Origin of the sequence: Schinkia azotoformans LMG 9581 (assembly GCF_000307855.1) — a bacterium.
GTDB lineage: Bacteria > Bacillota > Bacilli > Bacillales > Bacillaceae_J > Schinkia > Schinkia azotoformans.
The window spans coordinates 1-513 of the sequence record NZ_AJLR01000003.1; the positions used below are offsets into that span (position 1 = coordinate 1).

A 513-nucleotide genomic window follows, 5' to 3' on the forward strand; every position below is an offset into this window, starting at 1 on the left:
CTTTGTCCATTAATTGACGTCGAACCAGAGTTTAGAGGAAAAATATCTCGCCCAGCAAAGATAGCATTAGGCGTTCCTTCTGTCGGAAGGATACCTGTTCCCGTTCCCCCTGCATTGAGACTAAGGGAGGTCCCTGTTGGTAAGAGCATTACCCCAAGTGCTGAGGCAACAGAACTATTAGTACTTGTCGTTATCTTGCCTGACAGTGTTAGGCTTTGAGTCATATCAAGCGGTTGATTAAAAAGACTGACCGCATTGGTTTGTGTTGTGCCTGCAATCGCAGTCCAAGTCCCACCTGACCATCCGCCACCTGCGGTGGATGTCCCCGAACCATAGCCCGCTCCTGTTAGCTTTGAGGTCGTCCAGTTTGTTGCAGTAGATACGTCTCCTGCGAGTACATTATTATTGTTCGTACTAGCCGGACTATTGGGAACTATAAAGTTCCTGAGCTGGAAGTCGCCGCATGTACTATTTGTTCTTGTCCATGCTGAAGTAGGGAATAAGTAATTAACA

Annotated in this window: 1 protein-coding gene; it reads right to left on the bottom strand. The window is 47.2% G+C overall.

Annotated elements, in window-relative coordinates; translation table 11 throughout:
* Nucleotides 1-513: hypothetical protein (locus BAZO_RS00015; RefSeq protein WP_003329155.1), on the bottom strand; the 513-nt coding region annotated here is incomplete at both ends.